This is a genomic window from Burkholderia pseudomultivorans (assembly GCF_902499075.1).
Classification (GTDB): Bacteria; Pseudomonadota; Gammaproteobacteria; order Burkholderiales; family Burkholderiaceae; genus Burkholderia; species Burkholderia pseudomultivorans.
Genome location: NZ_CABVPP010000021.1, coordinates 77,041 through 96,837 on the forward strand (window position 1 = coordinate 77,041; position 19,797 = coordinate 96,837).

22 protein-coding genes and 1 pseudogene are annotated in these 19,797 nt (G+C 65.9%); 18 read left to right on the plus strand and 5 right to left on the minus strand.

The window, feature by feature from the left end:
* Window positions 1-273: 273 nt before the first annotated feature.
* Window positions 274-1,227 (minus strand): LysR family transcriptional regulator, encoded by a 954-nt coding sequence (locus BST28156_RS16270; protein ID WP_060247636.1) that lies wholly within the window; start codon window positions 1,225-1,227, stop codon window positions 274-276.
* Window positions 1,228-1,442: 215 nt separating this feature from the next.
* On the opposite strand from BST28156_RS16270, the gene BST28156_RS16275 reads away from it, so the two are divergent.
* A complete protein-coding gene (locus tag BST28156_RS16275) occupies window positions 1,443-2,468 on the plus strand; it encodes a DUF1338 domain-containing protein (RefSeq protein ID WP_174902743.1) in 1,026 nt (341 codons plus the stop codon).
* A gap of 197 nt (window positions 2,469-2,665) precedes the next feature.
* On the opposite strand, the gene BST28156_RS16280 is transcribed toward BST28156_RS16275, so the two are convergent.
* The 3 genes from BST28156_RS16280 to BST28156_RS16290 are packed head-to-tail and all read right to left on the minus strand — an operon-like array spanning window position 2,666 to window position 3,480.
* Window positions 2,666-2,863, minus strand: coding sequence for a CsbD family protein (locus BST28156_RS16280; protein ID WP_009694074.1), 198 nt, complete (start codon window positions 2,861-2,863; stop codon window positions 2,666-2,668).
* A gap of 56 nt (window positions 2,864-2,919) precedes the next feature.
* On the minus strand, window positions 2,920-3,267 hold the full coding sequence (locus BST28156_RS16285; protein ID WP_060247640.1) for a BON domain-containing protein: 348 nt from the start codon (window positions 3,265-3,267) through the stop codon (window positions 2,920-2,922).
* Between the two features lie 48 nt (window positions 3,268-3,315).
* On the minus strand, window positions 3,316-3,480 hold the full coding sequence (locus BST28156_RS16290) for a hypothetical protein (protein ID WP_174902744.1): 165 nt from the start codon (window positions 3,478-3,480) through the stop codon (window positions 3,316-3,318).
* Window positions 3,481-3,883: 403 nt separating this feature from the next.
* Between BST28156_RS16290 and BST28156_RS16295 the strand changes: the two genes are divergently transcribed.
* From BST28156_RS16295 to BST28156_RS16340, 11 genes are all read left to right on the plus strand, one after another.
* Window positions 3,884-5,416 (plus strand): PAS domain S-box protein, encoded by a 1,533-nt coding sequence (locus BST28156_RS16295; protein ID WP_174902745.1) that lies wholly within the window; start codon window positions 3,884-3,886, stop codon window positions 5,414-5,416.
* A gap of 167 nt (window positions 5,417-5,583) precedes the next feature.
* A complete protein-coding gene (locus BST28156_RS16300; RefSeq protein ID WP_060247644.1) occupies window positions 5,584-5,769 on the plus strand; it encodes a CsbD family protein in 186 nt (61 codons plus the stop codon).
* 347 nt (window positions 5,770-6,116) lie between these two features.
* Window positions 6,117-7,268 (plus strand): branched-chain amino acid ABC transporter substrate-binding protein, encoded by a 1,152-nt coding sequence (locus BST28156_RS16305; RefSeq protein ID WP_060247647.1) that lies wholly within the window; start codon window positions 6,117-6,119, stop codon window positions 7,266-7,268.
* Window positions 7,269-7,432: 164 nt separating this feature from the next.
* Window positions 7,433-8,605: an NAD(P)/FAD-dependent oxidoreductase gene (locus BST28156_RS16310; protein ID WP_174902746.1), complete on the plus strand. Its 1,173-nt coding sequence runs from the start codon at window positions 7,433-7,435 to the stop codon at window positions 8,603-8,605.
* 544 nt (window positions 8,606-9,149) lie between these two features.
* Window positions 9,150-10,151 carry a glycosyltransferase family 2 protein gene (locus BST28156_RS16315; protein WP_174902747.1) on the plus strand — a complete coding sequence of 334 codons (1,002 nt, stop codon included), beginning with the start codon at window positions 9,150-9,152 and terminating at the stop codon, window positions 10,149-10,151.
* Complete coding sequence (locus BST28156_RS16320; protein ID WP_174902748.1) at window positions 10,148-10,540, plus strand: GtrA family protein; 393 nt, start codon at window positions 10,148-10,150, stop codon at window positions 10,538-10,540. The genes BST28156_RS16315 and BST28156_RS16320 overlap by 4 nt, the downstream gene beginning before the upstream one ends.
* Window positions 10,541-10,583: 43 nt before the next feature.
* A complete protein-coding gene (locus BST28156_RS16325) occupies window positions 10,584-12,062 on the plus strand; it encodes a glycosyltransferase family 39 protein (protein ID WP_174902749.1) in 1,479 nt (492 codons plus the stop codon).
* 169 nt (window positions 12,063-12,231) lie between these two features.
* Window positions 12,232-12,354, plus strand: a complete 123-nt coding sequence (locus BST28156_RS35000) for a hypothetical protein (protein WP_302478022.1) — start codon at window positions 12,232-12,234, stop codon at window positions 12,352-12,354.
* 192 nt (window positions 12,355-12,546) lie between these two features.
* The gene (locus tag BST28156_RS16330) at window positions 12,547-13,746 is read left to right on the plus strand and encodes an aminotransferase-like domain-containing protein (protein ID WP_174902750.1); all 1,200 of its coding nucleotides are present in this window, start codon (window positions 12,547-12,549) and stop codon (window positions 13,744-13,746) included.
* 11 nt (window positions 13,747-13,757) lie between these two features.
* On the plus strand, window positions 13,758-13,946 hold the full coding sequence (locus tag BST28156_RS16335; protein ID WP_174902751.1) for a hypothetical protein: 189 nt from the start codon (window positions 13,758-13,760) through the stop codon (window positions 13,944-13,946).
* 71 nt (window positions 13,947-14,017) lie between these two features.
* A complete protein-coding gene (locus BST28156_RS16340) occupies window positions 14,018-14,614 on the plus strand; it encodes a pyridoxamine 5'-phosphate oxidase family protein (RefSeq protein ID WP_174902752.1) in 597 nt (198 codons plus the stop codon).
* 58 nt (window positions 14,615-14,672) lie between these two features.
* Here BST28156_RS16340 and gcvA read toward each other — a convergent pair whose 3' ends face one another.
* On the minus strand, window positions 14,673-15,566 hold the full coding sequence (gcvA, locus tag BST28156_RS16345; RefSeq protein WP_174902753.1) for a transcriptional regulator GcvA: 894 nt from the start codon (window positions 15,564-15,566) through the stop codon (window positions 14,673-14,675).
* 134 nt (window positions 15,567-15,700) lie between these two features.
* Between gcvA and BST28156_RS16350 the strand changes: the two genes are divergently transcribed.
* The 6 genes and pseudogenes from BST28156_RS16350 to BST28156_RS16375 all read left to right on the plus strand — a co-directional run.
* Window positions 15,701-16,405, plus strand: a complete 705-nt coding sequence (locus BST28156_RS16350; RefSeq protein WP_174902754.1) for an SDR family oxidoreductase — start codon at window positions 15,701-15,703, stop codon at window positions 16,403-16,405.
* 452 nt (window positions 16,406-16,857) lie between these two features.
* Entirely contained in the window at window positions 16,858-17,328 is a 471-nt protein-coding gene (locus BST28156_RS16355; RefSeq protein WP_009694093.1) for a rhodanese-like domain-containing protein, read from the plus strand.
* 27 nt (window positions 17,329-17,355) lie between these two features.
* Window positions 17,356-18,306: a serine O-acetyltransferase EpsC gene (epsC, locus tag BST28156_RS16360; RefSeq protein ID WP_174902755.1), complete on the plus strand. Its 951-nt coding sequence runs from the start codon at window positions 17,356-17,358 to the stop codon at window positions 18,304-18,306.
* The gene (locus BST28156_RS16365) at window positions 18,303-18,533 is read left to right on the plus strand and encodes a helix-turn-helix domain-containing protein (protein WP_009694095.1); all 231 of its coding nucleotides are present in this window, start codon (window positions 18,303-18,305) and stop codon (window positions 18,531-18,533) included. Before epsC ends, BST28156_RS16365 begins: the two co-directional genes overlap by 4 nt.
* Before the next feature lie 144 nt (window positions 18,534-18,677).
* Window positions 18,678-19,610 carry a family 2A encapsulin nanocompartment shell protein gene (locus BST28156_RS16370; RefSeq protein ID WP_060247576.1) on the plus strand — a complete coding sequence of 311 codons (933 nt, stop codon included), beginning with the start codon at window positions 18,678-18,680 and terminating at the stop codon, window positions 19,608-19,610.
* A pseudogene (locus tag BST28156_RS16375) lies at window positions 19,585-19,797 on the plus strand (family 2A encapsulin nanocompartment cargo protein cysteine desulfurase); the annotation flags it as partial. The gene BST28156_RS16370 and the pseudogene BST28156_RS16375, both read left to right, overlap by 26 nt.

Consider the following 19,797-nt stretch of genomic DNA (forward strand, 5'->3'; position numbering starts at 1 on the left):
GGTTGCCCGGCCCGGCGCGCGCCGGACAGGGGCGTCTCGCTCGCTGCCGGCGATGCTTCCTTATCCGTGTTCGACCGGCACGTTGTTGCGCTAAGCGGATTCCGCCGGTCGCCCGACTCCCGATTTGCGCGACCGTCTTCATGCCGAGTTGCACGCATGGCGAGATATCTTGTGTCCTCCTGTGCACAAAGATCGCCGATTGCAAAGCAACAGGCGTAAAAGCAACGTGTTCCGCGCTTCCGCCGACCAGCCTGCTATCGCACACGCTCCCCGCTACTCGACGTCCTCGTCATCCTCCACATCGGCGTCCACCGCCACCGTATCGCCCCCCGGCGCCGCATACGCGCTCGCCTGTTCAAGCAGCCACGCGCGAAACAACTCCAGCGGCTTGCTATGGCTGAACTCCGTCGGATACACGAGGTAGTACGCCGAATCGCCGACCGTCGCCGCGTCGCACGGGACGACCAGCCCGAGTTGCTGCAACTGCTCCTCGACGAAGAACTTCGGCACCAGCGCGATGCCGAGCCCGGCCGCGGCCGCGCTGATCAGCATCGTATGCAGCTCGTAGCGCACGCCCTGCATCGTGCGGATGTCCTCGACGCCGTGCGTCTCGAACCATTGCGCCCACGCGCCGGGGCGCGTCGTCGAGTGCAGCAGCGGATAGGCGAGCAGATCCTCGACGCGCTCCACCGGGCCGTCGAGCAGCGCGGGCGAGCAGATCGGCACCACTTCCTCGCCGAACAGGTAGTCGGACGACGTGCCGGGCCAGGTCGGCTTGCCGTAGTGAATCGCCGCTTCGAAGTGCGTGTCCTCGAACGAGAACAGGTCGGTACGGCTGCCCATGTTCACACGCACGTCGGGCGTGCGATCGTAGAAGCTCTTGATGCGCGGGATCAGCCAGTGCGATGCGAAGGTCGGCAGCACCGCGAGTTCCAGATAGCCGCCGCCGCTGCCGTGCGCGATGATCGACAGCGTGTCGCGGTCGAGCGCTTCGAGCGCGCGTCGCACCTGCGTGCCGTACAGCTTGCCGGCGCGCGTCAGCACGACGCGCTGCTTGACGCGCGCGAACAGCCGCACGCCGAGGCTCGATTCGAGCGTTGCGATCTGCCGCGATACTGCGCTTTCGGTCAGGAACAGTTCCTTCGCTGCATGCGTGAAACTTTCGTGGCGCGCGGCGGCTTCGAACGCGACGAGCGCGCCCATGTTGGGGATCTTGAATTTACGCATGATGTTCGATAAGTCGGACGATGGGGCGGGCCGCGACGGCCGGCGACAGACCGCGGATAATTCCAAAAACTCATCACGTGTCAATTTAATCTCGCTTTACGCCCGGCTGCAAGCCTTTGAATAATGCATCCCGTGCAAGGCTGGGCGCCCGCGGGCGGCCGGCCGACAAGTTTGCCGGCACGCTTTGCCGGCCGTCCTCGACACGAGAGATTCCGATGCGCAACCCGAATATCGACAGCTTGCTGACGAAGCTGCTGGGACAGGCGAAAACCGACGCCCTGTTCGCGACCCTGAACATGCCTTCCATTCTCGACGAGTGGGAACCCGGCGTCGTGACGCGCGCGGAGATCGCGCAGGCGATGAACATGGCGCTGTTCGAAGGGCTGCTCGAGCGTTCGGCGAACGGCCGCGCGTATACGGCCGATGCGATCGAAAAGGGCGGCTCCGTCTATTTCGATCACGGCGCGCTGCGCACGGTGCGCTGGCCGCACACGGGCGCGCTGCCGCCGGGCGAGGCCGCGTTCACGCGGATCCTGCGTCCGCTCGGCTTCCGCCTGAACGGCCGCTATCCGCTCGACAAGCTCGGGATGACGGGCCGCGCGTACGCGCATGAAGATGCCCCGGACGAGATCGCGCAGTTCTTCGTCAGCGAGCTGCATCCGGAACGTTTCTCGAAGGAATTCCAGCAGGCCGTGACGAACGTCGTGAGCTCGTCGCGCGATCCGCTGTCGCCGGCGGCCGTTGCGCTGCTGTGGGAAGTCGAGCGCGAAGGCTGGCTGTCGCTCGAGGCCGCCCATCAACTGCTGCCCGGGATCGTCGGCGCCTTCGCGCGTCAGCACGACGTGCCGAACGAACTCGACTACGAAACGCTGCTGCTCGAGTCCGCCGAGATGGCGTGGATCGCCACCGAAGGCAACGCGTTCAACCACGCGACCGACCGCGTCGCCGACGTGTTCGCGCTGTCCGACGACGAGAAGGCGAAGGGCCGGCCGATGAAGCCGGAAGTCGAGCGCTCGCGTTCGGGCCGCGTATTCCAGACCGCTTACCGCGCCGATACCGTCGAGCGCGAGTTCCGCACGCGCGACGGCGGCATCGTGAAGCGCAACGTGCCGGGCTCGTTCTACGAGTTCATCACGCGCAAGCGCACGTTCGACCAGGCGCAGCGCCGCTGGGTGACCGATCTGCGCTTCGATGCCGGCAATGCGCAGGGCATCTTCAAGATGACGGCGAACGCGAAGTAAACGCAAAACGCGCGCCGTTCGGCGCGCGCCATCGCGGTGCGCATCGCGCATTCAGAACAGGTGCGTGATCAGATAGAACAGCACCAGCACCCCGAGGGGCACGCCCAGCAACCACGCGATCAGATATTTGCCCATCTCGTCGTCCTGACAGGGAAAGCCGCGACGCCGGCGGCGTCGCGGCGAGTTGCGTCATCGCGTTACAGCTCGCGATCGAATTCCTTCAGCTGCTTCTCGGCCTCGTCGCGGGCGATCCCGTAACGCTCCTGGATCTTGCCGGCCAGATACTCGCGATTGCCGTCGGCTACCTTGAGATCGTCGTCGGTCAGCTTGCCCCACTTGGCCTTCAGCTTGCCCGAGAGCTGCTTCCATTGGCCCTTGATCTTGTCCTCGTTCATCGTGTGCTCCTTGGTTCAGGTCAGGAAAAAGCGCGGCGGCTCGCCGCGCAGCGTGGTCAGGCCTTTGCCTTCAGGCCGGATGCGTCGACGTGCTTCACGCCCTTGATCGCGCGCGTCACCGCGACGGCCTTCTTCACGGCGATCTTGCTCGGCAGCACGCCAGTGAGCGTGACGACGCCGTCGATCGTCTTCACGCCGATGTCGAGACTCTTCAGCCCATCGGTGGTCGCGAGTTCGCTCTTCACCTTGGTGGTGATCCACGTATCGGTGACGGGCTGGCTCGATTCGGCCGCCGTGCCGTCGCCGGACGAGGCCTGCGCATGGACGTTCGCGATGGGCGCGACGCCGAGCAGAAAGGCCGCGCTGACGGCGAGCAGCGTCGAAAGATGCGGGGTCTTGTTCATATCGATTCCTCCGTCGGTTGGCGTGATGAATGAATGCGACCGTGTGCGTCACTTCACGATCGGCGTGTCGTAGCCGGGTTCGCGCGGCGGCACGTCCGGGCGCGGCGGGTCGGGCGGCAGCGGGACCGGCGGATCCGTGCCGGGCGCCGGCTCCGGCGGGTTGTCCGGATGCGGTTCGGGCCGCGTCGGATCGGGTGTCTGGTGCAGCTTCATCGTTGCTTCTCCTGTGCGGTTCGGGATGGCAGCGCATGAGCGCCGATGCAAGTCCAGCGTACCGGGGCAGGCGGGGCGCGGCATCGCGCAAATTCACCTGATCGACTAGTGCATTCGCACCGGAGGAGCGAAGCGGTGCGGCGGGGCGTGCACGTGTGCGCTCGGCGCACGGCGGAAGCGATACGGCGTCCGTACGCGCGCGTCGCACCGCAGCGGGCTGGCGCACATAGGCGACGCGCGGTGCGAATGTACTATGGCGGGTAGTGCATTCGCGTCTGCCGTGCGGACGCGCAGCACGCGATCATCGCCACACGCGCCGGGCGGCGCGTGTCGGTGCGCATGGCGCCTGCCGGTACGGCAGGCGACTGGTGCGACGACCTTGCTGACGACGTGGAACCCTTCGATGGACGAACCCGTAAACGAACAGGCGTTGAAATCGCATACCGATCGGCGCCAGCTGCACCAGATCATCGCCGGGCTGACCGAGGGCGTGATCCTGATCGAGCCCGACCAGCGAATCGTGTGGGCAAACGAGGCCGCGCTCGCGATGCACGGCGTGACCGAGCTGAAGGCGCTCGGCGCGGACGTCACCGACTATCGCGAGCGGTTTCGGCTGCGCTACCGGAACAACCATCTGGTGCGCGACGGACACTATCCGATGGATCGCGTGATCGCCGGCGAGGAATTCAGCGACGTGACGGTCGAAGTCGAATCGGCCGCCGACGAGAACGTGACATGGGTGCACCGGATCCGCAGCCTCGTGCTGACGAACGCGGCCGGCGAGCCCGACTGCCTCGCGCTCGTGCTGCACGACGCAACCGAATGGGCGAGCGCCGAGCAGCGCTTCGAGCGCACCTTCAGCGCGAATCCGGCGCCGGCCGTGATCTGCCGGCTCGACGACCTGCGCTACGTGAAGGTCAACCAGGGCTTTCTCGACATGACGGGCCATGCGCGCGACGACGTGCTCGGCCGCTCGGTGTACGAACTCGACGTGCTCGAACACGCCGAGCAGCGCGAACTTGCGATCGAGCGGCTCGGCGAAGGCGCGACGATCCCGCAGATGGAGGCTGTGCTGAAGGTCGCGGGCGGCGGCACGAAGGCGGTGGTCGTCGCGGGACAGCCGATCGACATGAACGACGAGCCGTGCATGCTGTTCACGTTCATGGATCTCGAGCCGCGCAAGCAGGCCGAGCGCGCGCTGCGCCAGAGCGAGGAGCGCTTCGCGAAGGCGTTCCGGATGGCGCCGGTCGCGACCGCGATCGTCACTGCGGACCGGTTCGAACTGCTCGACGTCAACGACGCGTTCGTCGGCATGACGGGGCATGCGCAGGCCGACGTGCTCGGCAAGTCGACGGACGAGATCGGACTGTGGGCCGAACACGGCGCGCGTCAGCGGCTCGAGGCCCAGCTCGCGCGCGACGGCAACGTGCGCAACGCGGACGTGCGGATCCGCACGCTGGATGGCGACGTGCGCGACTGCCTGGTGTCGGCCGATCCCGTCGCGATTCACGGGCAGGACTGCCTGCTGGTCGCGCTGCTCGACATCAGCGATCGCAAGCGCACCGAGATGGAACTCGTGTATGCGATCGAAACCGCGATGCAGGATGCGTCGTGGTTCAGCCGCACGCTGATCGAGAAGCTCGCGAACGTGCGGCGCGCGAATGCGCCGGACGCGGGCGCGCAGTTGTCGGACCTGACCGCGCGCGAGCGCGACGTGTTCGACCTGCTGTGTCACGGCCTCGCGGACAAGGAGATCGCCGGCCGCCTCGGGCTGGCGCCGAACACGGTGCGCAATCACGTCGCGACGATCTACGCGAAGCTCGACGTGCACAGTCGCGGCGAGGCGATCGTCTGGGCGCGCGAGCGCGGCATCGTCGGCGCGGCCGATGCGAACGGCGCGCGCGGCGACAAGGCGGCGAAGCGGGACAAGGAGTAGGTCCGGCGCGCTCCCGCGTTCGCGGATCGACGGTGCGGATGCATCATGCGCGCTGGTGCATCCGCATCTGCCGCGCACGGCGGCCGTTTGCGATCCTGTCCATTCGACGGCGCGGCGCGCGGCCGCCGTGATCGTCGGCTCTGTGTCGAATACAGCAGGAGACGACCATGGACAGGAATCGCATCGAAGGCAAGCGCAAACAGGTGAAGGGTTCGGTCAAGGAAGCGCTCGGCAAGGTCACGGGCGACCGCAGGACGGAAGCGGAAGGCGTCGCCGAACAGGAGGCCGGCAGGCTCCAGGAGAAGGCCGGCGAAGCGGCGGACGCGGCGCGGCGCAATACGGAGCGGCATTGACGCGATCGGAGCGGCGGCGGCCGGCTTGATGCCGCGCCGGCATGACCTCATCGGCTCAGCCCCGGCGAATGCGGGCGCCGATCGCACACGACGCTTGCCGCTCGCGGCTCGCCGTCGCACGCCTTCCGATCGATCCGCGTACCGGAACTTGATGACAATTCCTCACAACATAGTTCCGATATTTCGTTTGCTGCGCGGGTATTGGCTACCCACAATCCTTTCACCTCGTTCGCGGTGAAAGGTTCCCCCGAGACGGAACCCGGCGATTCGCCGACGCGCGGGAGGTTGCGCCGACGCGCCCCGGCTGCGCGTCGTCCATCGACCCACCGAAGAAAAGGACTGCCCCGATGACGTTCCGACTCCGCTCGCTTTCCGGCCTTGCGCTGACCGCCGCGATCCTCGCGTTCCAGACCGGCCCGGCGCATGCGCAGGAAACGGTGGTGAAGGTCGGCGTGGCCGTGCCGCTGACGGGCGGCGGCGCCGCATACGGCAAGGACATCGAGAACGGCGTGCGAATGGCCGTCGACGAGGCGAACGCCGCGCGCACGACGATCGGCGGCAAGCCGGTGAAGTTCGTCGTGACGTCGCAGGACGACCAGAGCGATCCGCGGATCGGCGTACAGGCCGCGCAACAGCTGACGGACGGGCAGGTCGCGGTCGTGATCGGCCATTTCAATTCGGGCACGACGCTGCCCGCGTCGAAGATCTACGCGAAGGCCGGCATTCCGATGATCACGCCGTCGGCGACCAATCCGGACATCACGCGCGCGGGGCTCGGCACCGTCTACCGCGTGATCGCGACCGACACGCAGAACGCCGGCAACGCGGGCGCCTACGCGGCGACCGTGACGAAGGCGAAGCGCATCGCGATCATCGACGATCGCACCGCGTTCGGCCAGGGCGAGGCCGACGAATTCGAAAAGGCCGTGAAGGCGAACGGCGGCACGATCGTCGCGCGCGAATTCACCAACGACAAGGCGGTCGACTTCAGCGCGCAGCTCACGAAGATCAAGAGCGTGAACGCCGACCTGGTGTTCTTCGGCGGTCTCGATGCGCAATCCGCGATGCTCGTGAAGCGCATGCGCCAGCTCGGCATCCGCGCGCAGTTCCTCGCGGGCGGCGGCGTGATGAACGCGAACTTCATCAAGCTCGCGGGCAGCGCGGCGGAAGGCGCGGCCGTGTGGGAGTACGGGCAGCCGCTGTCGCGTTTGGCGAAGGGCAAGCTGTTCGAGACGAAATTCAAGCAGAAGTACGGCGTCGACATGCTCGCGTATGCGCCGTTCGCGTACGACGCGACGTGGATCGCGATCAATGCGATGCAGAAGGCCAATTCGACGAAGCCGGCCGATTTCAACGGCGCGCTGAAGAGCACGCGCTACGACGGAATCACCGGCACGATCGCGTTCACCGGCACCGGCGACCTGAAGAATCCGAGCTCGACGCTGTATGAAGTGAAGAACGCCGCGTGGCAGCCCGTCACGACCCAATCGGCGGATTGAACGCGAACGCGCGGAGGCTTTCGCGGCGCGGCCGGACATGCTGAAATACGTGAGCGGTCGATCGCGATCGCCTTGCGCCGGCGCGGCGTCGCGTGCGACGCGGTGCGGACAAATTACGGGCGCGGCCGGACGGCTGCGCCTTTTACGTGCAACTGGAGTCAGTCGTGAGTTCTCAAGTCGTCATCGTCGGCGGTGGTGTGATCGGCAGCTCGATCGCCTATTTTCTGCGCGCCAAGGATCCGACGGTATCCGTGACCGTCATCGAACGCGACCCCACGTATGCGAAATCGTCGTCGGCGTTGTCGGCTGCGTCGATCCGGCAGCAGTTCTCGACGCCGCTGTCGATCGAGATGTCGTTGTTCGGGATCGAGTTCCTGCGCACGCTCGGCGAGCGACTTGAAGTCGACGGGAATCGGCCGTCGATCGATCTGCACGAAGGCGGCTATCTGTTTCTCGCGACGCCGGCGGGCGAGGCGACGCTGCGCGAGAATCATGCGCTGCAGACGCGGCTTGGCGCGGATATCCGCTTGATGGATGCGGAGGCGCTGCGCGAGAAGTTTCCTTGGCTGAACGTCGAGGATCTCGTTGCGGGCGCGTATGGCGTGACGGGCGAGGGCTGGTTCGACGGGTACGGGCTCGTGCAGGCGCTGCGCAAGAAGGCGCAGGCGCTGGGCGCGCGTTACGTGGCTTCCGACGTGACGGATGTCGTGCGGGACGGGCGCAAGGTTACGCACGTCGTGACGGACGACGGCGAACGCCATGCGTGCGGCACGCTCGTCAATGCGGCCGGTGCGTGGGCGCGCGGGCTGTCGGCGAAGATGGGAATCGAGATTCCCGTTTATGCGCGGCGGCGGAGCATTTTCAACGTGTCGTCGCCGGCGCGGCTCGCCGACTGTCCGTTGCTGATCGATCCGACGGGCGTGTATTTCCGGCCGGAAGGGCGCACCTATATCTGCGGGACGTCGCCGAGCCCGGACAAGGATCCGGACGATCTGCCGCTCGACGAAGTCGATCACGACCTGTTCGACGAGGTGATCTGGCCGACGCTCGCGCATCGCGTGCCGGAGTTCGAGGCGCTGCGGGTCGAGAACTGCTGGTCGGGGTATTACGAGTACAACGTGTTCGATCACAACGCGATCATCGGGTATCACCCGGAACTCGACAACGTCGTGTTCGCGAACGGGTACAGCGGGCACGGACTGCAGCAAGGGCCGGCCACCGGGCGCGGAGTGAGCGAGCTGATTCTCGGCGGGCGTTATGAAACGCTCGATCTGTCGTCGCTCGGCTGGGCGCGGGTGCTGGAAAACCGGCCGATCGTCGAAAAGAACGTCGTGTAGCGCGGCGTGTCCCACCCGGTGTGGCGGGTGGGGTTCTCCTTGTGTCTCACCGATTGGCCCGACGGTTTTGTCGGGCTTTTTTTTGCGCGCCGATCGGCGGTCGTCAACGGCGGCGCAACGGCCGTTCGTGTGTACATGAATGCAGCCGAGCTGCGGCGCGCCATCACGTTGGCGTGGCAGACGCGATACCGTCTGCGTCCCCCACCTATAACCAGTCATCACCGAACCGGAAAACACCGTCGATCTGGCGAAGCTCGACGACCGGATCGGACTGGATCAATGAATCAGAGCACATTTTTCGTAATCGTCCGATTTCAAGTTGGTCATGAAATCAGTATGCTCGCTGGATTATTTTTTGCTCGCCGACGAAGTCGTTTGAAGTCCGAATAAATGCCATCTCCGATCGTGCCGTCGCGCAACCGAGGGCGAATGCTGAGGTATCGGCTGCGGTTTTTCATTCTTGAAATCGAGGGTGTCGCCTTGAATCGAAGCGCGAAGATAATGGACACGGTAAAAATCCGCGGCTGCACCGCATCTACGAAAAATGCATAAGGCCTGCGGTGCTAGATTGTCTTCATCTGCCGATACGATCGACGTTCGGCACGCTCGCCCGATCTTGTCGATCGTCACGCCGTTCTACAACGAGGAAGATGCGATCGACGCGTTCTTTCGCGAAATCAGGGCGACGCTGAACGGTATTCCCGACACCGATTACGAGGTCGTTTGCGTCAACGACGGCAGCACCGATGCAACCTTGGCGCGACTGCTCGAATTTTGCGAAGCCGATGCGCGCATACAGGTTGTCGACCTTTCCCGAAATTTCGGCAAGGAGGCGGCCTTGACGGCCGGGCTCGACGTCGCGACCGGCGATGTCGTGATTCCGTTCGATGCGGATTTGCAGGATCCGCCCGACGTGATTCCGATGCTGGTCGAGCGGTGGCGTGAAGGTTTCGACGTCGTGCTCGCAACGCGCTCGGATCGTCATTCGGATTCCTGGCTCAAGCGCCGTACCGCAGCGCTGTTTTATCGCGTCCACAATGCGATTTCCGATACGCCGATTCCAGATAATGCAGGCGACTTCAGACTGATGTCGAGACGCGTCGTCGATGCGCTGAGGCGAATGCCGGAGAACCGTCGCTTCATGAAGGGATTGTTTTCCTGGGTCGGCTTTCGGGTCACGTCGGTCGATTATGTGCGCCGTCCGCGCGTGGCCGGCCATTCGAAATTCTCGGGCTGGAAGCTGTGGAATTTCGCGCTGGAAGGGCTGACCAGCTTCGGCACGCTGCCACTCAGGGTATGGACTTACATCGGCGGCGCGACCGCGGGCGGTGCGATCGTCTATTCGGGCTATCTCGCCGCGCGCACGCTGATTCACGGAATCAGCGTGCCCGGCTATGCGTCGCTTATCACGGCCGTGCTGTTTCTCGGCGGCATGCAACTGGTCGGCATCGGGATTATCGGCGAGTACGTCGGCCGCATCTATATGGAGACGAAGCGCCGTCCGGTTTACATCGTGCGCGAAATTCACCGCAAGGACGGCGCATGATCGGACCGGAAACCCGCCGATTCGTGCGCTATGCGTCGGTCGGCGCAATCGGAACCGCGATGCAGTACGGAACGACGGCCATGCTGGTTTCGCTGCGGGCGTGCGACGTCGTCGTCGCATCGTGCACGGGCGCCATCGCGGGGGCCGGCGTGAATTACCTGCTCAATTATCACGTGACGTTTCGGGCGGTCGGCTCGCATTGCGCAACCGCGCTGCGCTTCTTCCCCGTGGCTGCTCTCGGGATTGCCGTCAATGGCGTGCTCATGTGGCTTCTCTCGTACCGCGGTCGATGGCCGTGGTTGGCTGCTCAATGCATGTCGACTGGCGTCGTGCTGGTGACGACCTATACGGCCAACTCGCTCTGGACGTTTCGAATTCGCAGGCGGTGAATTTCCAACCGTCGTCGCCCGCTTCCATTTCCACTCGATTCTCATGGCACAAGTCACTACCCGCGAGCCGCTGCCGTTGCTCGCGCTTTTACCGATCAATGCTGTCGTGTGGACTGTCGCCGCATGGTTGTCGCGCGGCAATCTCGACATGCAGGGCGACATGATCGAGAACTACGCGTGGGGTATCGAATGGCAGGCCGGCTACTTCAAGCATCCGCCGCTGTTCGCATGGGTGACGGCCGCGTGGTTTCGCATTTTTCCCAATACGGACCTTGCCTATTTCGCGCTGTCGTCGGTCAACGTATTGATCGGTCTGCTCGGCATCGTAGCGCTTGCCGGGCAGTTCGTGCCGCGCCGGATCGCCGTCGTCGCGGGGCTGGCGATGGCCGTGTCGCCGCTTTATTCGACGCTCGCGGTCAAGTTCAATGCGAACGCGATCCTGTTGTCGCTCTGGCCGTGGACGGCCTATTTTTTCGTCCGGTTCATGCAGACGGGACGACGGCGGTTCGCGCTTGCGCTCGGTGTGTTCGGCGCGCTCTCGCTGCTCGGGAAGTATTTTTCGGTCGTGTTGCTGACCGCGTTATTGACGGCGGCCCTCGCGCGGCCCGCGTGGCGTGCTCGACTGTGGAGCTGGCCCGCGCTCATCGCCGTCGCAGCCGGAGCGGCCGTGCTGGGTCCGCATATCGCGTGGCTCGTGACCGACCGGTTCGAGACATTCTCCTACGCGGAAGGTCGGATGGGCGGCGCGCGGTGGGCGGCGGTCGAGCGATTCGGCGTCTATACGCTCGCGCAGATCGCCTATCTGTGCCTGTCGTTCGGATTCGTCGTTTTGCTCGCAGGCCGATCGCGTTGGCGAGCGGTGAGAACGATGATCGACAGTAATGTCAGGCCGTCAAGGTATCCCGACCTTTGGTGGCTGACGTTCGGTCCGCTCATCGTCACGGGCGGGGTGGCCGTCGCAACCGGCACGCAAATGGCATCGGTGTGGGGAATGGCCGCCTGGTTTGCGATCGTGCCGATGTGGCTGGCGGTGCTGCGCGAGGCCGAAATCAACGTCGAGCCGGAGCGCGCGCGTCGCCTGATGGCAGCCTATTGGGCGATCGTGCTGGTGGCGACGGCAGCGGTCGGGTTCAACGCCGTGTTGCGTGGGACAGACGACGCAGCCGAACCGCGCAAGGAACTCGCGATGGCGGCGCGTCTGCTCTGGCGAACAGCCGTCGGTGGCGAGATTCCGGTCGTGACCGGTACCGTCCACGAGGCACAGTCCGTTCTCTTCTATGGCAATCGACGGACGCGCTATTGGGATATGGAGCGCCCCCGGACGACGCCGTGGTTGACCGCGGATGAGGTACGGCAGCAGGGCGTGCTGCTGGTGTGCCGCGTCGGCGATACGGCGTGTGTCGAGCGGTCCGCGGCGTTCAGTCGGGAGGTGCCGAACTATGTCGAGGTTAGCAAGCGTGCGTGGGGACGCGTGATGGCGGCGCGCGGCTATGTGCTGTTCGTTTTGAAACCGGCTGAGTAGGTGGTGAGGCCATAAGGCGCGTCGAGCGGCGATTCGATCGGTTTTCGGTTTACTGTGAAGGCAGTCGATGGCGGCAAAAATGCGAGCGCGCCATCACCGAGTACTCGACGCGATCGCCTTCCGCAGCCAGCGATTGTGCGTGATCGACAAGGAAGACGGAGACGATCGGATGAAAGTCGAGCTCGTCACGGATCTTTATCTCCTGCCGAAGCGCGTGACGATGAAATTCGACCTGTCGGCGTTCGACGAGGCGATCCGGCAAGCAAGAGCAGACCTCGCGGCGTGCTCGTAAAGGCCGCAACGGCGGGTCGAAACCGCTCTACCTCTTCCCCCGGTTAATGACCAAACCGCAAGACCTAGTGCATAGATATCGTTTGCCGCAGCTTTAACGACTGTCGACAATCGTGGCTCGAATTCACCGCCGTTGCGTCGATACGCGACGACGGTCGGCAACCTGGCCCCTCGCCATCCAGCACACGACGACATGTACGCGTTCACGCCCTCATTCCAGAACCCCGCCGGCTCGCCGATTCGCGAGTTGTTCAAGTACCTCGCAGAGCCCGGCATGATTTCCTTCGCCGGCGGTTATCCGGCCAGCGATCTGTTCGACGTCGACGGCCTGGACGCCGCAGCCGCGCGCGCGTATGCGCAGCCGGTCCGCTGCCTGCAGTACGGCCCGACCGACGGCCTTGCCGAACTGAAGCAGCAACTGATCGCGCTGATGGCGCGTCGCGGCGTCGCGTGCACGCCGGCCGAACTGCTCGTCACGACCGGCTCGCAGCAGGGCCTCGACCTGCTGCTGCGCGTGATGGTGTCGCCGGGCGACGTCGTGCTGACCGAACAGCCGGCCTATCCGGCCACCTTGCAGGCGATGCGTCTACAACAGGCGCGCATCGCGACGATTCCGGTCGACGGCGCGGGCCTCGACGTCGACCGTCTCGAAGCACTGCTCGCGTCGGGTTCGATCGTGCAGCCGAAGCTGCTGTACACGGTGCCGACCTTCGCGAACCCGACCGGCGCCACGCTTACGCGAGAACGCCGCGTGAAGCTGCTGCGTCTCGCGGTGCAATACCGCTTCCTGATCGTCGAGGACGATCCGTACGGCGATCTGCGCTTCGCGGGCGAAGCCGTGCCGTCGATGCTCGCGCTGGCCGACGAAGTGGACGGCGCGCGCGACTGGATCGTGCATTTCGCGAGCCTGTCGAAGATCGTCGCGCCGGGGCTGCGCGTCGGCTGGACGATCGCGCCGGCCGAGATCGCGCGGCGCTGCGTGATCGCGAAGCAGACGGTCGATCTGTGCAGCACGCCGTGGACGCAGGCGACCGCTGCCGAATATCTGGCCGACGGCGCGCTCGAGCGCCACCTGCCGCGCATCACGGCCGCGTACAAGCGCAAGTGCGACGCGATGTGCGATGCGCTGCGCGACGGTCTCGGCGATGCGATTGCGTTCCATCGCCCGGAAGGCGGGATGTTCGTGTGGGCGCGGATCGGCACGGTGTCGTCGGCGGTGCTGCTGCAGCAGGCGATCGCGAACAAGATCGTATTCGTGCCCGGCAACGCGTTCTTCGCGGACAACGTCGACGATGCGTCGCTGCGTCTGTCGTTCGCCGCGCCGGACGTCGACGCGATCCGGGAAGGCGTGGCGCGCCTCGTGCGCGCGTACGGTGTGGCCATCGCCGCGTGAGGAGACCGGTCATGAACCACACCATCAACGACACGAGACGGATCGACGCCGCGCCGGGTATGGCCGATGTCGCGGCTATCGAGCATCGGTCGTCGCAGATCGGCGCGGGTCCGCAGTACGTCGCCGCGGTGCTCGGCCGGCTCGGCACGGATCCGGCCGATGCCGGCGACGCGGCGGTGATCGTGCTCGGTTACAACTGAGCGGCGGACGGCGCTTGCGTCGCCGCCGAAACGGTTAAGCTTGCGCAATCGACACGTTCCGATTGCCAGCCATGTCCGACCAAGGCCCCGCATCGCTTTCCGCTACCTACGACCGGCTCTGGTCCTGTATCGAGTTCGGCGTCGGCGCACAGCGCTCGCCGTTCACGATGCTGCAACTCGCGACGCTCGGTATCGACGGCGCGCCGAAGGTGCGCACGGTTGTGTTGCGCCAGGTGCGCCGCGATATGCGGCGGCTATCGTTGCATACCGATGCACGGTCGGAGAAAGTCGCGGAGTTGCGTCGCGATCCGCGCGTCGCGCTGGTCGGCGTCGATCTCGATGCGCTCGTGCAGATTCGCGTCGAGGGCATCGCATCGATCTGCACCGACGAAGCGGAGCGGCGCGCGATCTGGCAATCGAGCCGGCCGCATACATTGCTGCTGTATCGTGCGCCGTTGCCGCCGGGAACACCGGTCGAGTCGCCCGACGACGCGCATCTCGCGGCGAGCCAGGACAGCGCGCCGGCCGACGACGGTTATGCCAACTTCTGCGTAATTCACGTCGCCGTAACGCGTATCGACTGGCTCGAACTCGCGCGCTCCGGCCATCGTCGCGCGGTATTCGATCTGAATGACCGCGGCTATGAAGGCCGCTGGGTTGCGCCGTGAGACGACGCTCGCGCACCTGCTGCCGGTAGCGAATGCGCCGTCATCGCACGCCCGATCCTCAAGGCCGCCCGTCCGTCACCGCCTGCCGAATCATCCACTCCCGCATCATGATGATCTCGTCGTCGTCGCGCCGCTCGGCCGGATACACGAGATAGAAGCCCACCGACAGCGGAAACGCGAAATCGAACGGCTTGCACAGTCGCCCGGCGGCGATGTCGCGCTCGACGAGCGGATCGGTCGCAAGCGCGATGCCTTGCCCGGCAACGGCCGCATCGATCGCGAGCGAGGTCTGGTTGAAGCGCAGCCCCTTGTGCGGATCGACATCGACAGGTTCGGGCCACGCAGCGAGAAACGCCGGCCACAGATCGTGCGCGTCGTGCAACAGCACATGACCGGCCAGCGAACGCGGCGACGCGGGCGCAGCCAGCAACGCCGGGCTGCACACCGCGCACACATCGAGCGTGAACAACGCGTGCGCGGCGAGATGCTTGCCGAACGGCGGCTTGCCGTAGCGGATCGCGAGGTCGACGCCGTCATGGCGAAACGTCGCGAGCTGCTGATCGGCGATCACGCGCACGTCGAAGTCGGGATGCGCATCGGTGAACTGTGCGAGGCGCGGGATCAGCCACTTCGACGCGAACGACGGCGTCGTGCTGATCGTCAGCGTCGCGCGGCGCTTCACGAGCCGGTCGGTCGCATCGGCGATCGCGTTCAGCGCGCGCTGCACGTCGGAGAAATACGCGGCGCCGTCGTGCGTCAGCGCGAGGCCGCGCGGCAGACGTTCGAACAGTTTCAGCCCGAGCACGTCCTCCAGATGACGCACCTGCTGCGCGACCGCGCCCTGCGTGACGCCGATCTCGTCGGCGGCGGCGCGGAAATTGAGGTGCCGCGCGGATACTTCGAACGCGCGAAGCGCATTCAGCGGCGGCAGGCGGGAAGGGCGGAGCGGCATCGTAAGGCTGTAGAAAATCTATCGTCTGAGCGCAGAAATACTGATTCGACAGAGGCGGGCGATGCGCCTACATTACCATCTTGGCGCGCCGAATGGCGGCTGCGCGGCAGCGGATTTCGAACGAGAGGTGCATCGTGACTGTAGAAAAAGTGGCGTTGATCACGGCGGCGGGCAAGGGCATGGGCGCGGCGATCGCGCGCGAACTGGCGGCGACGGGCTACCGCGTCGCGCTGATGTCGCCGTCCGGCAGCGCGGTTGCGCTTGGCGAGGAACTGGGCGGGTTCGGCATCCAGGGCTCGGTGACCGACGACGCCGACATCGAGCGGCTGGTGCAGCAGACGCTCGCGCGCTACGGCCGGATCGACGCGGTCGTCAACAACACCGGGCACCCGCCGAAGGGCGACCTGCTGTCGATCACCGACGACAACTGGCACGCGGGGCTCGACCTGATCCTGCTGAACGTCGTGCGCGTGATGCGTCGCGTGACGCCGATCTTCCAGAAACAGGGCGGCGGGGCGGTGGTCAACATCTCGAGTTTCGCGGCGGACGCGCCCGAGCAGCCGATGCCGGTGTCGTCGGCGCTGCGCGCGGCGCTGAGTGCGTGGACGCGTCTCTACGCGGAACGCTATGCGGCCGAGAACATCCGGATGAACGCGGTGCTGCCGGGCTTCATCGACAGCTGGCCGGAGACGCCGGAGATCGTCGCGCGCATTCCGGCCGGCCGTTTCGGCAAGACGCAGGAGATCGCGCAGACGGTCGCCTTCCTGCTGTCCGACGGCGCGGGCTACATCACCGGGCAGAACATTCGCGTCGACGGCGCGATCGTGAAGGCGCTTTGAGCGTCGCGACAGGCGGCCCGTGCGGGTTGCCTGTCGCATCGCGATCGCGATGCGTGTGTCGAGCAGTGACTGACGACGGCACACCCGCATCGCGCGCGAGGCTGTTCCTGCATCGTGTTCAAGTTTGGATTCCATAGCGATCCGCGTTCTGCGGCGCTGCACTCTCCTCGACGATTCTTGCAAAACCCTTCCTGATGCGACGGCGCATAGCGTATCGCTCATCGCTTCGCCATCGCCACGCATTGCCTGTTCGCGTACGCGCCCCCTTGTCGATCGCACATCTGCGCCATTGCAATTCTCGCGGCGCTGATTAGGAAATGAATTTTTATTGGTTCTGCTTCCCGACACGCGCTCGCATAGTGGCGCTGACGGCTATAGACAGCACGCAAGCTGCAGCGGCCGCACTCCCAACCTTTTTTGGTCATACGAATCTGCAAGGACAAGGAAGCGTCATGACGCATGCATTGGAAGAACGAACCGTCGCGCAGCAGGCGCTCGAAGACGCCCGCGCGGCCGCCGCATCGGCCGGCACGCCCTACGCGGGCGGCGTCGCGCCGGAAGTTGCCTGGGCGCTGTTCTCGGCCGGCGACGCGTTGCTCGTCGACGTGCGCACCGCGGAAGAGCGGAAATTCGTCGGCCACGTGCCGGCGTCGCTGCACGTCGCATGGGCCACCGGCACGAGCCTGACGCGCAACCCGCGTTTCGTGCGCGAACTGGAAGCGAAGACCGGCAAGGACGCCGTGGTGCTGTTGCTGTGCCGCAGCGGCAACCGGTCCGCGCAGGCGGCCGAGGCCGCGACCAAGGCCGGGTTCACGCAGGTGTTCAACGTGCTCGAAGGGTTCGAGGGCGACCTGGACGACGGACAGCACCGCGGCGGCCGCAACGGCTGGCGTTTCCACGGTCTGCCGTGGGTGCAGGACTGACGCGCGGCGATACGGGGAGAGGGGATCATGGCCGCATTCGATATCGACGACATTGTCCAGTCGCTGCAGAGCGTGCGCCGCGCATGGCGCGAGAAGCAGCGGCGCTCGCTCGAACCGGGCGGACGCGACCTGCCGGCGCGCGAGGCGCTCGCGCAGATCGTCGGCGCGTTGAAGGGCGTGCTGTTCCCGATGCGTCTCGGGCCGCCCGACTTGCGTCAGGAAAGCGAGAACTTCTATGTGGCGCACGCGCTCGACGCGGCGCTCAACGCGCTGCTTGCCCAGGTGACGCTGGAACTGCGCTACGCGGCGCGCCAGCGCAATAGCGACCCGTCGATCGATGAACCGGCTTCGGCGGCCGTGCAGGCATTCGCCGCGCGCCTGCCCGAGATCCGCCGGCTGCTCGACAGCGACGTGCTGGCGGCCTTTCACGGCGATCCGGCGGCCGGCAGCGTCGACGAAGTGCTGCTGTGCTATCCGGGCATCCTCGCGATGATCCACCACCGGCTCGCGCACGAACTCTATCGGCTCGGCCTGCCGCTGCTCGCACGGATCATCGCCGAGCAGGCGCACGCGGAGACCGGCATCGACATCCATCCGGGCGCGCGCATCGGCGGCGGCTTCTTCATCGACCATGGCACCGGCGTCGTGATCGGCGAGACGGCGATCATCGGCGAGCGCGTGCGCGTGTACCAGGCCGTCACGCTCGGCGCGAAGCGCTTTCCGCGCGACGCGGCCGGCCACCTGGAGAAGGGGCTCGCGCGTCATCCGATCGTCGAGGACGACGTCGTCATTTACGCGGGTGCGACGATCCTTGGCCGCGTGACGATCGGGCGCGGCGCGGTGATCGGCGGCAACGTGTGGCTCACGCAGGACGTGCCGGCCGGCGCGAACGTCACGCAGGCGGTGTTGCGCAGCGACGCGAGCGCGACGCCGCGCGCGGCGGTCGAGACGGCCGCGATCGCACGGGTGGCGTCATGAGCGATCTGATCCAGCACTTCGGGTCCACCGTGCGCCGGTTGCGGGAAGCGCGCACGTGGTCGCAGGAGCAGCTTGCCGAGCATGCGGGGTTGAACCGTTCGTACGTCGGCGAGATCGAGCGCGGCGAGGCGATCGCGTCGATCGTCACCGCGCACAAGATCGCGCGCGCGTTCGACGTGTCGCTGTCGTCGCTGCTGAGCAGCCCGTCCGACGCGCTCGTGCCCTGACCGGCCGCATTCGTTCCGCGTTTTTCCACCATCGGCGGTGCCGCGTGACGGCTATAGCATGTTGAGCCGGCAGGCGTGCGCTTCCGATAATCATCCAGCGTCATAAGCAATCCCGTTTTTCATCTAAAGAACCCGGAGCCACACATGTCGACCGTTGCAAGCGGCTCGGCCGCGCTGAGCGATCACGCCGCCCGCCAACTAGCGAACGCTACCAAGACCGTCCCGCAGCTTTCCACCATCACGCCGCGCTGGCTGACCCATCTGCTGCAATGGGTGCCGGTCGAGGCGGGCATTTATCGCCTGAACCAGGTGAAGAACCCGGAAGCGGTCCGCGCCGCCTGCACGCAGCTCGAGGACGAGAGCGTGCTGCCGCAGACGTTCGTGCCGTATGAAGAGCAGCCGCGCGAGTATTTCCTGAACGCGGTCAGCACGGTGCTCGACGTGCATACGCGGATCTCCGATCTCTACAGCAGCCCGCACGACCAGATCAAGGAGCAGCTGCGCCTGACGATCGAGACGATCAAGGAGCTGCAGGAAAGCCAGCTGATCAACAATCCGGACTACGGACTGCTCGCGAACGTGACCGACGAACAGCGGATCTTCCCGCTGACGGGCGCGCCGACGCCGGACGATCTCGACGAACTGCTGACGAAAGTCTGGAAGGAGCCCGCGTTCTTCCTCACGCATCCGCTCGCGATCGCCGCGTTCGGCCGAGAATGCACGCGGCGCGGCGTGCCGCCGCCGACGGTCAGCCTGTTCGGCTCGCAGTTCCTCACGTGGCGCGGCATTCCGCTGATCCCGTCGGACAAGGTGCCGGTCGCGGACGGCAAGACCAAGATCCTGCTGCTGCGCGTCGGCGACAAGCGGCAGGGCGTCGTCGGCCTCTATCAGCCGGGCGTCGCGGGCGAGCAGGGGCCGGGGCTGTCGGTGCGCTTCATGGGGATCAACAACCAGGCGATCGCGTCGTACCTGATCTCGCTGTACTGCTCGCTCGCGGTCCATTCGCCGGATGCGCTGGCTGTCCTCGATGACGTCGAAATCGCCAAGTACCATGACTATCCCGACACCTACCGTTAATCCCGCCGTGCCGGGCAGCGACGCGCTCGCGCTGCCGCACGCGCCGCTGCCGGCCGGCCTGCCCGACCCCGCGGCGCTCGCGCGGCTCGCGGCCGAATTCTTCTCGACGCCGCCGGGGCAAGCGACGGCGCCCGGCTTGTCGGCAGGCAGCGGTGCGGTTGGCGGCGTACCGTCGGCGCTGCCCGCC

Bases quoted from the DNA above. Each gene is read 5' to 3' on its own strand.
- BST28156_RS16270 (WP_060247636.1), bottom strand. From the start codon at position 1,227: ATGCGTAAATTCAAGATCCCCAACATGGGCGCGCTCGTCGCGTTCGAA.
- BST28156_RS16285 (WP_060247640.1), bottom strand. From the start codon at position 3,267: ATGAACAAGACCCCGCATCTTTCGACGCTGCTCGCCGTCAGCGCGGCC.
- BST28156_RS16305 (WP_060247647.1), top strand. From the start codon at position 6,117: ATGACGTTCCGACTCCGCTCGCTTTCCGGCCTTGCGCTGACCGCCGCG.
- BST28156_RS16325 (WP_174902749.1), top strand. From the start codon at position 10,584: ATGGCACAAGTCACTACCCGCGAGCCGCTGCCGTTGCTCGCGCTTTTA.
- BST28156_RS16335 (WP_174902751.1), top strand. From the start codon at position 13,758: ATGAACCACACCATCAACGACACGAGACGGATCGACGCCGCGCCGGGT.
- BST28156_RS35000 (WP_302478022.1), top strand. From the start codon at position 12,232: ATGAAAGTCGAGCTCGTCACGGATCTTTATCTCCTGCCGAAGCGCGTG.
- BST28156_RS16365 (WP_009694095.1), top strand. From the start codon at position 18,303: ATGAGCGATCTGATCCAGCACTTCGGGTCCACCGTGCGCCGGTTGCGG.
- BST28156_RS16320 (WP_174902748.1), top strand. From the start codon at position 10,148: ATGATCGGACCGGAAACCCGCCGATTCGTGCGCTATGCGTCGGTCGGC.
- BST28156_RS16355 (WP_009694093.1), top strand. From the start codon at position 16,858: ATGACGCATGCATTGGAAGAACGAACCGTCGCGCAGCAGGCGCTCGAA.
- BST28156_RS16330 (WP_174902750.1), top strand. From the start codon at position 12,547: ATGTACGCGTTCACGCCCTCATTCCAGAACCCCGCCGGCTCGCCGATT.
- BST28156_RS16340 (WP_174902752.1), top strand. From the start codon at position 14,018: ATGTCCGACCAAGGCCCCGCATCGCTTTCCGCTACCTACGACCGGCTC.
- BST28156_RS16280 (WP_009694074.1), bottom strand. From the start codon at position 2,863: ATGAACGAGGACAAGATCAAGGGCCAATGGAAGCAGCTCTCGGGCAAG.
- BST28156_RS16290 (WP_174902744.1), bottom strand. From the start codon at position 3,480: ATGAAGCTGCACCAGACACCCGATCCGACGCGGCCCGAACCGCATCCG.
- gcvA (WP_174902753.1), bottom strand. From the start codon at position 15,566: ATGCCGCTCCGCCCTTCCCGCCTGCCGCCGCTGAATGCGCTTCGCGCG.
- BST28156_RS16315 (WP_174902747.1), top strand. From the start codon at position 9,150: ATGCATAAGGCCTGCGGTGCTAGATTGTCTTCATCTGCCGATACGATC.
- epsC (WP_174902755.1), top strand. From the start codon at position 17,356: ATGGCCGCATTCGATATCGACGACATTGTCCAGTCGCTGCAGAGCGTG.
- BST28156_RS16275 (WP_174902743.1), top strand. From the start codon at position 1,443: ATGCGCAACCCGAATATCGACAGCTTGCTGACGAAGCTGCTGGGACAG.
- BST28156_RS16295 (WP_174902745.1), top strand. From the start codon at position 3,884: ATGGACGAACCCGTAAACGAACAGGCGTTGAAATCGCATACCGATCGG.
- BST28156_RS16300 (WP_060247644.1), top strand. From the start codon at position 5,584: ATGGACAGGAATCGCATCGAAGGCAAGCGCAAACAGGTGAAGGGTTCG.
- BST28156_RS16370 (WP_060247576.1), top strand. From the start codon at position 18,678: ATGTCGACCGTTGCAAGCGGCTCGGCCGCGCTGAGCGATCACGCCGCC.